The 11,211-nt window shown below is 55.4% G+C and carries 12 protein-coding genes; 1 reads left to right on the top strand and 11 read right to left on the bottom strand.

The features are described 5' to 3' along the window. The 9 genes from RTW80_RS15555 to RTW80_RS15515 all read right to left on the bottom strand — a co-directional run. A partial coding sequence (locus RTW80_RS15555; protein WP_282631415.1) for a DUF6531 domain-containing protein occupies positions 1 to 1,016 on the bottom strand: 1,016 nt, incomplete at its 3' end. A 202-nt stretch (positions 1,017 to 1,218) separates the two neighbouring features. After that, on the bottom strand, positions 1,219 to 1,620 hold the full coding sequence (gene nikR, locus RTW80_RS15550; RefSeq protein ID WP_001190062.1) for a nickel-responsive transcriptional regulator NikR: 402 nt from the start codon (positions 1,618 to 1,620) through the stop codon (positions 1,219 to 1,221). A gap of 5 nt (positions 1,621 to 1,625) precedes the next feature. After that, entirely contained in the window at positions 1,626 to 2,432 is an 807-nt protein-coding gene (gene nikE, locus RTW80_RS15545) for a nickel import ATP-binding protein NikE (protein WP_000173663.1), read from the bottom strand. After that, positions 2,429 to 3,193, bottom strand: coding sequence for a nickel import ATP-binding protein NikD (nikD, locus tag RTW80_RS15540; RefSeq protein ID WP_001136249.1), 765 nt, complete (start codon positions 3,191 to 3,193; stop codon positions 2,429 to 2,431). Before nikD ends, nikE begins: the two co-directional genes overlap by 4 nt. Beyond that, a complete protein-coding gene (gene nikC, locus RTW80_RS15535; protein ID WP_032248177.1) occupies positions 3,193 to 4,026 on the bottom strand; it encodes a nickel ABC transporter permease subunit NikC in 834 nt (277 codons plus the stop codon). Before nikC ends, nikD begins: the two co-directional genes overlap by 1 nt. Continuing rightward, positions 4,023 to 4,967 carry a nickel ABC transporter permease subunit NikB gene (nikB, locus tag RTW80_RS15530; RefSeq protein WP_000947068.1) on the bottom strand — a complete coding sequence of 315 codons (945 nt, stop codon included), beginning with the start codon at positions 4,965 to 4,967 and terminating at the stop codon, positions 4,023 to 4,025. Before nikB ends, nikC begins: the two co-directional genes overlap by 4 nt. Continuing rightward, positions 4,967 to 6,541: a nickel ABC transporter substrate-binding protein gene (nikA, locus tag RTW80_RS15525; protein ID WP_000953353.1), complete on the bottom strand. Its 1,575-nt coding sequence runs from the start codon at positions 6,539 to 6,541 to the stop codon at positions 4,967 to 4,969. The genes nikB and nikA overlap by 1 nt, the downstream gene beginning before the upstream one ends. A gap of 110 nt (positions 6,542 to 6,651) precedes the next feature. Further along, entirely contained in the window at positions 6,652 to 7,239 is a 588-nt protein-coding gene (acpT, locus tag RTW80_RS15520) for a 4'-phosphopantetheinyl transferase AcpT (RefSeq protein ID WP_032248176.1), read from the bottom strand. A 54-nt stretch (positions 7,240 to 7,293) separates the two neighbouring features. Then, positions 7,294 to 8,343: an AI-2E family transporter gene (locus RTW80_RS15515; protein ID WP_001300885.1), complete on the bottom strand. Its 1,050-nt coding sequence runs from the start codon at positions 8,341 to 8,343 to the stop codon at positions 7,294 to 7,296. Between the two features lie 131 nt (positions 8,344 to 8,474). Here RTW80_RS15515 and RTW80_RS15510 point away from each other — a divergent pair, with 131 nt between their 5' ends. Continuing rightward, positions 8,475 to 9,692 (top strand): MFS transporter, encoded by a 1,218-nt coding sequence (locus RTW80_RS15510; RefSeq protein WP_024186711.1) that lies wholly within the window; start codon positions 8,475 to 8,477, stop codon positions 9,690 to 9,692. Between the two features lie 3 nt (positions 9,693 to 9,695). Here RTW80_RS15510 and dcrB read toward each other — a convergent pair whose 3' ends face one another. Both dcrB and RTW80_RS15500 read right to left on the bottom strand, forming a co-directional pair. Beyond that, positions 9,696 to 10,253 (bottom strand): phage sensitivity protein DcrB, encoded by a 558-nt coding sequence (gene dcrB, locus RTW80_RS15505; protein WP_001245295.1) that lies wholly within the window; start codon positions 10,251 to 10,253, stop codon positions 9,696 to 9,698. Positions 10,254 to 10,325: 72 nt separating this feature from the next. After that, the gene (locus RTW80_RS15500; protein WP_001100469.1) at positions 10,326 to 10,991 is read right to left on the bottom strand and encodes a 7-cyano-7-deazaguanine/7-aminomethyl-7-deazaguanine transporter; all 666 of its coding nucleotides are present in this window, start codon (positions 10,989 to 10,991) and stop codon (positions 10,326 to 10,328) included. Between the last annotated feature and the right edge of the window lie 220 nt (positions 10,992 to 11,211).

Raw genomic sequence — 11,211 nt, 5'->3', positions numbered from 1 at the left:
TCGTAAGTAAAGCTGCGCACCTGTTTGCCACTACGGTCATACACCACCGCCAGTTCGCCGCGCGGCGTCCAGCCATAGCGTACCAGCGGCGCGGCAGGTAAATTCTCCGGGTATTCCGGGTCGTGCGTCAGCCACACGGCAGACAGACGGATGCCGTTGTCCCGGCCATATTCGGTGTAACCCGGCAGGGTATCAGGAAAAGCGGACGGTTCCGTCCCGCCGGAAATGGCCTGCTGCCGGGCTTCTTCTGCCCGCTGCGCCTGCGTGGTCAGTACCAGCCGGAAGTGACGCCCGGCACCATCCGTCACGCCGGTGATTTCGCCGCTGAATTCACCGGCGGCTTCGCGGTGGAACGTCTGTGTGCGCCCGAAGCGGTCCACCAGCCCGGTCAGTACCCGGTACGGCGGCAGCGGCGCAGGCAGCACCTCATCCGCTTCCGGCACCCGCTCACACCAGCCGAGCAGCCACCACGGCCCCTGCGGACTGTTTGTCGCCAGATAACGATGCGGACTTAAGCGGAGTTCTTCCGGCAGCGCCTGCCAGAGTGCGGCCAGCCGGTGACCTTCATCCAGTCTCAGGACGCCGCCGCGCACCAGCCACAGTGACTCGCTGCGGCTGTAACCGTCCTCACCGGGAAACAGGTGCTCAAAATACAGGCTTCTGCCGCCGTTATCACTGAGTATCAGTGTGTTATCGCGCAGCTGTAAGCGGATATCCGCAGGCATTTTCCAGCCGGGGCCGAGGCTCCCCACCGGCGCGGGCGTTTTTGTCCGGTAACTGCTGTAGGTGCGGGAGAGGATGAACGGCAGCGGGGCGGGCAGGGCGATGTCGGTTTCACCGGGAAGGACCTTTGCACCGAGCAGCGGATTGACCGGATGGCCGGACGTCACCCCGCCGGGGCACACCGAACAGGCCACGCCGGTGGGGGCACCAATACGTACCCCGGCTGAACCCTGAACAATGCTACCGCCATACTGCGTCATGTCACCCTGACGCGCCGCCGGTTTTCCGCTCATCGTAAAATCCTTTTCTATTATTTTAATGACAGTATCTTCATACGAAAAAGCGAAGAAAAACTTGTGGTCACAATGAATTGAAGATTTTTAGGAATATATTTAGAACGTTACAAAAGAGAAGGTTCGGATAGGGTATTTAGAGAGGAATCAGGTGTGCTAGTGGCCCTTTGTTGATCGTTCACCAAAGGACCCAATAATAGACTCAATCTTCCTTCGGCAAGCACTGCAAATGCCCGTGCCGCACGCCGCGCTGGGCGATAACGTCATCGGCAAAATGCTGCACGTCACCCATGTCACCTTTCAACACGGCGATTTCCAGACAGTCGTCGTGGTTGATGTGCACATGCAGCGTGGCGACGGAGAGGTCGTGGTGATGATGCTGGGTGGAAACAATACGGCTGGCTAAGTCGCGTTTTTCGTGTTCATACACATACGACAGCACCGCGAAACCTTGTGTGCCGTGCTGCTGGGTAGCTTCCTGCGCCAGGGCGCTACGCAGAATATCGCGGATAGCTTCGGAACGGTTGTTATAACCACGACGCTGGCTCAGGCTGTCCAGCGTCTCCAGTAAATCGTCATCAAGCGTGATGGTGACTCGTTGCATTTGCGTTAAACCTTTTCTGAGGTGCGACGGCGCACGGGGAATGCGGGTAATACCGCGTTTTGTAGCACACGTCCGGCGTCAGAGGAAAAGGTTAATTTATCTCCCACCGCCTGGGTTTCGACGATTTGTCCGTTGTCCATCACCATCACTCGCTGGCAAAAGCGTTCCACCAGGCGTAAGTCGTGGGTGATGAACAGGCAGGCAGTGCCAAACTGTTGTTGTAGCTTTTTCAGCAGGCGAATGACGCCCGCCTGTAACACGAGATCAAGGTTAGAAACGGCTTCATCCAGAATCAGTAGTTTCGGTTCGACCGCCAGTGCGCGAGCCAGGCAGACGCGCTGGAGCTGGCCGCCGCTTAACTGCGGTGGGCGTTTGTCGAGAACGCTGTCATCGAGATCGACCGCCTTCAGCATTTCGCTGGCGCGCGCCAGTTGTTCGGATTTTTTCAGTGATAGCAGGTGGCGCATCGGTTCACGCAGGATCTCGCGCACGGTTTTGCGCGGATTCACGGCGCTGATGGAGTCCTGAAATACCATCTGAATATCGCGGCGGAACGCTTTACGCTGGGCGCGATTGAGTTTCGCCAGCGGTTCGCCGCGCCAGCTAATATTCCCTTGTGAGGGAGACTCTAAGCCTACCAGCAGCCGCGCGAGGGTGCTTTTTCCGCAGCCGCTGCGTCCCAGCAGGGCGACGGTTTCGCCGCTTTTCAGGGTCAGGGAAACGTTATTCAGCACCGCCTGATGTTGATGTTTTCCGCTAAATCCACCGTGGGCATAGTGATGGGAAAGGCCGCAGACGTTAAGTAAGGTCATGATGCCAGCTCCATACCGTAGAGGGCGAGATGAGCGGAAACCAGGCTGCGCGTCACCGTATGTTTGGGGGCGTTAAACAGCGTTTCTACATCGCCCTGTTCGACAATTTTACCTTGTGACATCACCGCCACGTCATCCGCCAGACGCGCCACAACGCCCATATCATGGGTGACCAGCAGCATTCCCGGCGCTTGTTTTTGCATAATGCTTTCCAGCAGATCGAGGATGCGCGCCTGTGCTACCACGTCGAGGTCGGTGGTCGGTTCATCGGCGATGATAAACGGTGATTCACACAGCACCGCCATCGCAATCATCATGCGCTGCAACATGCCGCCGCTCATCTCGAACGGGTACAGCTTCAGCACGCGCGCGGCGTTTTCCAGCCCCACCGCTTCTATGGCAGCGGTAAGCGTAGCGTCATCGGCGGGTTTCCCTAACGCCAGGCAGGTTTCCCGCGCGTGGGTGTGCATGGTGTGCAGTGGATTAAAGGCGCTGCGCGGGTTCTGCATGATGGTGGCAATTTTGATGCCGCGCAGGGCGCAAGGCGAAACCGGTTTGCCATCGGCTAAAATTTCCCCCGCCGTCTGGCGAACGCCTGCGGGCAGAATTCCCAGCGCCACGGCGCAGGTTAATGATTTCCCGCTGCCGCTACCGCCGACTAACGCCAGCACGCGCCCGCGTTGCAGGGTTAACGATACACCGTGTACCAGCGGCTGCGCGGCCTGTAGCGCGATATTACGTAGTTCAATCTGTTGCGGCATTAGTGTGCGTGCTCCGTCACCAGATGAGGGTCCAGATGATCGCGCAGTGCGTCACCCACCAGGTTAAAGGCCATCACGCTGATAAACAGCGCCAGCCCCGGCCAGAACATTTGCAGCGGCTGGGTCCAGATATACTGGCGCGCGTCGTTAATCATCACGCCCCATTCGGCGGTCGGCGCGGTCACACCGAGGCCAACGAAAGACATCCCCGCGACGTGCAGCATCATATGGCCGATATCCAGCGTTGCCAGCACCAGCAGCGAAGGGATCACCGCGCCTGCCAGATGATCGACAAACACCCGCACATGGCCCGCACCGGAAAGCCGTGACGCCAGCACAAACTCGCGTTGGCGTAGTGAAATCACCAGGCTGCGCACCATGCGTGCATACCACGCCCAGTGCGACAGGGCGATGGCGATAATTACGTTGGTCAGCCCGGTGCCGAGCACGCCAACCATAAAGAACGACAGAATCGAGGTCGGGAAGGTCATAAACATATCGGCGACGCGCATGGTGGCCTGATCAACGCGCCCGCCAATCAACCCGGCGCTGCCGCCAATAACCAGCCCTAATGTCAGCACCAGCAGCAGGCAGGCCATTACCGAACCGAGCGACACGCGGGTCGCTGCCATCAGCCGCGAGAAAATATCGCGACCTAAGTGATCGGTGCCCAGCCAGTGCTGCGCATCCGGCGAAAGCAGGCGCGACGGCAAATCAATCGCCTGGGGGTCATACGGCAGCCACCACTGGCTGGTGAGCGCAATCAGCGCCAGCAGGGCGATAATGATCAGCGCCAGGCGTACCGACCAGCGGGAAGAGAGGAAAAAGTTCACGCGTGCGCTCCTTCATGACGACGAATGCGCGGGTCCAGCGCGGCGTTGAGCAAATCGACAATCAAATTACAGACCACAAAAACCACCACCATCATCAGCGTAAAGCACTGGATCACCGGATAGTCACGGTTAAAAATCGCCGACACCGCATAGCGCCCGACGCCCGGCCAGGCAAAGATGTTTTCGATAATCATCGTCCCGCCAATCAGTTCGCCGATATGCATCCCCACGGCGGTGATCATCGGCAGCGAGGCATTGCGCAGGATGTGGCGACGTTCGGTCTGTTTGTCGTTCAGGCCGCGCAGACGCGCCCAGGTGACGTGACGCTGACCGGCGACGTCCAGCATACTGGCGCGCAGTAAACGCGCGTTAATCGCCAGCGACATAAAGGCAATGGAAACCGCAGGCAAAATGATGTGCTGCCAGCCGCCGTAACCCATCGCGGGTAGCCATTGCAGATACACCGAAAACGCCATCACCAGTAAAAACGCCAGCCAGAAGTTAGGCATCGACACGCCAAGAAACGCGATGAAACGTACGGCGAAATCCGGCAGACGGTCGCGATGGCGCGCCGCCCAGATACCGAGCGGTACGGAAGTGAGCAGAATTAATACCAGCGCCGCACCTGCAAGTTCCAGCGTGGCGGGCAGGAAGTTCAGCATATCGTCCAGTACCGGGCGTTGGCTGGCGAATGAGATACCAAAGTCAAGATGCAGCGCCTTCCACAACCAGGTGCCGTACTGGACGTACAGCGGCTGATCCAGTCCCAGCATGGTGCGGGTAGAGGCCAGCATCTCCGGCGTCGGCGGCAGGTTAGACAGACGCAAATAATCGAGCGCCGGGTCGCCGGTACCGAGGCGCAGCATCAGAAAAATGATCACCGAGGCGGCGAGCACCATCGGGATCAGCAGCAGAAAGCGGCGTAATACGTAACGCAACATTAAGGTTTCACCGGTTTAATCTGTTCGAACGGAATTTCGGTGGCGATCGGCGCGTAGGGGATGTTACCCAGCTCCGGTTTTGATACCACCATCATTGAGATGTAACTGATAGGCAGATAAACCGCCTCGTCATGCAGACGGGTCAGAATGTCGCGATACAGCGCCTGACGTTGCGTTTCGTCATGGGTCGCCAGCACTTCGCCGATCTCTTTATCAATCAGCGGTTTGTCGGCTAATCCTTGCTGTGCCTGGAAGTCAGCGTGTGACGGTACGCGCATTGAACTGAGGAAGGCGTGTGGATCATATGGCGCGCCCCAGGTGCGGTGGAAAATCATGCCAAAACGACCGTCGCGCTGACGAGCATAGATACTGCTCTCTTCTTCGCCAATCAGCGAGACATCTGCGCCAATCTGGCGCATATCAGCCTGAATGATTTCCGCCATCGATTTGCTTAACGCATCGGTGCCGATGAACGAAAGTTCAATGCGCAGCGGCTGACCATTTTTCTCGCGGATGTCTTTGCCCGCAGGCAGCGTCCAACCGGCTTTTTCCAGCAACGCTTTCGCTTTTTGCGGATCGTACTGGCGCGGTTTCAGGCCGAGGTTGGCGTAGGGCACAGAAGGGGCAAACAGGGTGTCGGCGACCTGCTGGGTGCCATACAACGCGTTATCAATCAGCGATTTTTTGTTTACCGCGTAATTAAGAGCTTCACGTACTGCCAGCTCGTTGGTGGGGGCTTTGGCGGTATTGAGCGCCAGCATCACGGTTTCGATCGGCTGTGACAGTTGGGTGTGGTAAGCCGGATTCTGGCTAAAGCGGGCGAAGGTATCGAGCGGTAATAACCCTTCGTTTCCGTACAGCAGGTCGATATCGCCAGTTTCAAACGCCACCGCGCGGGTAGTCGGGTCCGGGATGACGTTAAAGGTGATCTTTTTAATCGCTGGCTTTTCGCCCCAGTAGTTTTCGTTACGGACGAAGACATCGTACTGATTCAGTTTCGATTCCTGCAAAATCCACGGTCCGGTGCCAATCGGCGCTTTAATTCCGTTCATGGTTTCATGATTTTTAAACTGCGAGGGAGCGATAAAACGGAAAGGACGGGGCAGGGCCAGTTCTTGCAGGAAAGGATAGTAGGCGCTTTTCAGGGTAATTTGCAGCTCTGTTTTACTGAGTGCTTTAACATCAACAATCTGGTTTGCCAGCTCCAGCCAGGCGTGACGTTGACGGTTATCGAGCACTGCGCGGAAGTTTTCTGCCGCCGCCTCGGCATCGAACGGTTCACCGTTGGAGAATTTCACGTCATCACGCAGGGTGAAGGTCCAGGTTTTACCATCTTCTGAATGAGTCCAGCTTTTTGCCAGCCACGGGATCACCGAACCGTCTGCCTGATATTTCACCAATGGTTCATAAACCATGCTCTGGGCGAACATCTGGTTAGGCGTGTAAAGGTGCGGGTTTAGTGGCCCGACATTCACCGGCCAGGCGGTGGTGATTTCATCTGGTGCAGCGGCATGGACGATAAAAGACGCACAAGCCAGCAGCGCAAATAGAGTGCGGCGGAGTGTGGAGAGCATGGTAACCCCAATGGATTAAAATAGATGGCGGAAATAAGTATGACGATTTTAAGTATTCGTCATACTGATTACCTGTTCTGGATCAATAGATGGGCAGTCGGGTGGGCGGATCAGTTAACTGAATCGATCCATTGCACACTGTCGGCGGTGAGCGTAAAGGGAGTAGGGGTGCAGATCGCAAGGCTTAAATTTTCAAGCTGACAATGGCTGACTGACAGCGAGGAGTGATAGGTGCTGTCTACGCTGACGATTTGCCAGGCGCTGCCGCCACGCTGTTTAACGATGGCTTCTTTGCGCATCCAGATGCGCCAGAACATTTCCAGTTGCTGATCAGGATGCACGGCGTCCATCTCAGCGTGTTCCCCGAGGCTGAATACGGCGTTCGCTAGCCAGCGCCAGTTGGCGCGCGGGCGAATCACTTCGATATCGCAGCCGACTTCGCCTTCATCACTCAACAGCAGGGCGATATCGTCACCGCTATGGCTTAAGTTGAACCATAGCGGCATTTCCGGCGCAAATGCAGGTTTGCCTTGTTCGCCATAGATGATCTCCGGTAGCGGGGAAAGCGTGTGCGAAAGCAATGCACGCCCCGCCAGCCAGCGTTCGCGTCGTGGACCTTGCGGTGCTTGCTCGCGTAAACCCGGTGGCAGTGGAGCTGCGCTTAAGGTCGAAACTTTCCCCAGAACTATCCGATACATATCAGGGCCAACGTTTAATGGAAAATGAAAGTGCGTATCGTATCACTTGTCGCCTCATCCCGGTAACCGACTTTTCGGTCTGCCCGGCCCCAGTAAAATCGCCAGTTTGCTACCGCCTTTGGTGGTTTCCATCCAGATTTTACACACGCTGGTTAATGGCACCGAAAGTAGCATCCCTACCGGGCCGAGCAGCCATCCCCAAATTAACAATGAAAGAAATACCACCATGGTGGACATCCCCAGGCGATGGCCCATCATCCGTGGTTCTAAAATATTGCCGATGACCATATGGACCACTAAAAACAATGCGCCGACCAGAATACATTCGTAAACACCATTAAACAGCAGCACCTGAATCATTGGCGGTACGGCGGAAATTACCGCGCCGATATTGGGCACGTAGTTGAGCAAAAACGCCAGTACTGCCCACATCAGCGCAAACTGCACCCCCATCAGCTCCAGCCCCAGCCAGACGATGACACCTGTCCATAAACTGAGTAGCGTCTTCAATGCAAGATAGTGCGAAACGCCTTTAAGTGCGCGGTGTAATCCCGCGATGTGAATCTGTGGATTATTCAGCGCAAAACGCATTTTGTAAGGGACGTGGCGCACTTCAAACAGCATAAAAACTACGGTCATCACCAGCAAAAGCACGCTCGCCATTGCCCCGGAAAGCCCGGTCATTAGCGCTGTGGTGAAGGTAACCACTTTTTCCGAGTCCATCCGCTGCAGCATTCGCTCCGGCGACATATGCAAATTAAGAAAAGGCAACATCTCCTGCAATTTAAAAAGTTTGCGCGTCAGCTCCTTATTAAACTTCGGCAGCATAGAGATAAATTCGTTAAACGATGCCGCCAGTACGCCGACCAGCGCGGTTAGTGCGATCAGCATCACCACCACTACAATCGTAATGGCAACGGGGCGTTGTACTCCCCGACGAATAAACCAGGTGACGAGCGGGTTGAGGACGATGGCAAAAAACAGCGCCAGTAACAGCTGCACAATGATATCTGCCGCTGCGTGAATGCCCGCGAGGATCACTACCAGCGAGGCCAGCTTGAGCAGAATGTGCATGCCCGTTTTATCGGGTTGAGGGGTTTCCATTGGGGCTTCCTTGTGACTTTTTGTATTAAGTGTAGCGGGAGTCACGCCAGCAATATTCTGATTCTTACTGCTGATTTTCACGTCAGCACGTGGTAAAAATGAAACACTGTTGTAAAAATGTGGTGATCCTCATGCCCGAACCCGTAGCCGAACCCGCGCTAAACGGATTGCGCCTGAATTTGCGCATTGTCTCTATAGTCATGTTTAACTTCGCCAGCTACCTCACCATCGGGTTGCCGCTCGCTGTATTACCGGGCTATGTCCATGATGTGATGGGCTTTAGCGCCTTCTGGGCAGGATTGGTTATCAGCCTGCAATATTTCGCCACCTTGCTGAGCCGCCCTCATGCCGGACGTTACGCCGATTCGCTGGGACCCAAAAAGATTGTCGTCCTCGGTTTATGCGGCTGCTTTTTGAGCGGTCTGGGGTATCTGACGGCAGGATTAACCGCCAGTCTGCCTGTCATCAGCCTGTTATTACTTTGCCTGGGGCGCGTCATCCTTGGGATTGGGCAAAGTTTTGCCGGAACGGGATCGACCCTATGGGGCGTTGGCGTGGTTGGCTCGCTGCATATCGGGCGGGTGATTTCGTGGAACGGCATTGTCACTTACGGGGCGATGGCGATGGGTGCGCCGTTAGGCGTCGTGTTTTATCACTGGGGCGGCTTGCAGGCGTTAGCGTTAATCATTATGGGCGTGGCGCTGGTGGCCATTTTGTTGGCGATCCCGCGTCCGACGGTAAAAGCCAGTAAAGGCAAACCGCTGCCGTTTCGCGCGGTGCTTGGGCGCGTCTGGCTGTACGGTATGGCGCTGGCACTGGCTTCCGCCGGATTTGGCGTCATCGCCACCTTTATCACGCTGTTTTATGACGCTAAAGGTTGGGACGGTGCGGCTTTCGCGCTGACGCTGTTTAGCTGTGCGTTTGTCGGTACGCGTTTGTTATTCCCTAACGGCATTAACCGTATCGGTGGCTTAAACGTAGCGATGATTTGCTTTAGCGTTGAGATAATCGGCCTGCTACTGGTTGGCGTGGCGACTATGCCGTGGATGGCGAAAATCGGCGTCTTACTGGCGGGGGCCGGGTTTTCGCTGGTGTTCCCGGCATTGGGTGTAGTGGCGGTAAAAGCGGTTCCGCAGCAAAATCAGGGGGCGGCGCTGGCAACTTACACCGTATTTATGGATTTATCGCTTGGCGTGACTGGACCACTGGCTGGGCTGGTGATGAGCTGGGCGGGCGTACCGGTGATTTATCTGGCGGCGGCGGGACTGGTCGCAATCGCGTTATTACTGACGTGGCGATTAAAAAAACGGCCTCCGGAACACGTCCCTGAGGCCGCCTCATCATCTTAAAACTTACTGAATAACCAGCGTATTAATGATGTTTTCTGCGGTGGTCTGCGCTTTTTGCTGATCGTCAGCGGGCAGCGTAATTTGCATGGTCAGCAGTTGATTACCCACGTTACCCAGAATAACGGAAGAGTACGCCGTCTGGCCTTTCGCGGAGATAATACTGTCTAACTGCTGCATTTTGTGACCTTTCAGCTCAATGGCTTTATTGGTTACCACTTGCAGCTGCGGATCGCGGCTACGTTGCTGATCTTCCAGACGCTTCGCCAGCACCGCCAGATCTTCTTTCGGATCATCGCCCATGATGACGATGACTGCTTTCTGCCCGGTGGCGTCGGACCAGACATGCATGTTATTGGCCTGCGTTCCCAGCTTACCGCTCTGGTCGGTCATATCCGCTGGCAGCGAGAAACTTAACTTGCCATCAAGCAGGTTGACGGGATTCCCGGTAGCGTTACTTTCCGCGACCGAACCCTGCGCCGTAGCGTTAGTGTCTTTATCATCACAGGCCGCAAGCCCCATAACCAGCAGGCCAATTCCGACATATTTAACCAGATTGCGCATTGACTTCTTCCTTTCGATAAACGGCCATAACGGCTCATTCATCCATCTTATCACAACTCTGATAACGAACCTTTAACTCGCCTGCAAAGCGTTGATTTCGGATTTATCTGCCAGTCTTTTCAACAGCATATTGAGTAATACGCCATACATTGGCAGGAAGAAAACGATACTGATTAACACTTTGAAACAGTAATCGACCAGCGCGATTTCCATCCAGTGTTCAGCCATAAAGGCATCCGGGCTACGCCAGAAGGCAATGAAGAAAAAGGCCAGCGTGTCGCTGACGTTACCGAACAGTGTGGACGCTGTCGGTGCCAGCCACCAGCGGCGACTCTGACGCAGGCGGTTAAAAACGTGCACGTCGAGGATTTGCCCCAGCGCGTAGGCCATGAAACTGGCGGTGGCGATACGGGCGACAAACAGGTTGAAGTGGGCGAGTGCGCCGAATCCCTGCCAGGAACCCATATAGAATAGCGACGAGATGACGTAGGAGATTAATAACGCAGGGATCATTACCGCGAAGATAATGCGTCGGGCCAGCGGTGCGCCAAAAATACGCACGGTCAGGTCGGTAGCAAGAAAAATAAACGGAAAGCTAAACGCGCCCCAGGTGGTATGGAAACCCAAAATGGAGACGGGAAGCTGAACCAGATAGTTACTGGAGGTGATCACCAGCAGATGAAATAACGATAACCAGAACAACGCCTTATAGCGTTGAGTTTGCGAGAAAACGTTCATATTGTACCTTTTTGATTAACCATTGGGGTGAGGGAACCCAATACGTACGACACGTCTGTTACCTTAACATAATAACGTGCTTACCCTTTTTTCGAGCCGCCGCATGATACTGCTTTACGTTGACAATGCAATGGTTAATTTTCACGCAATCGTTAACCTGGTTTGCTTACGGACTCACAGGGCGTAAACTAGCGCCGTTTTTTTATGTGATGAGAAGAAA

Source organism: Escherichia sp. AM3 (assembly GCF_032029835.1).
Classification (GTDB): domain Bacteria; phylum Pseudomonadota; class Gammaproteobacteria; order Enterobacterales; family Enterobacteriaceae; genus Escherichia; species Escherichia coli.
Note: the sequence above shows the minus strand (reverse complement) of the source record. Positions and strands in the feature narration are given on the sequence as shown.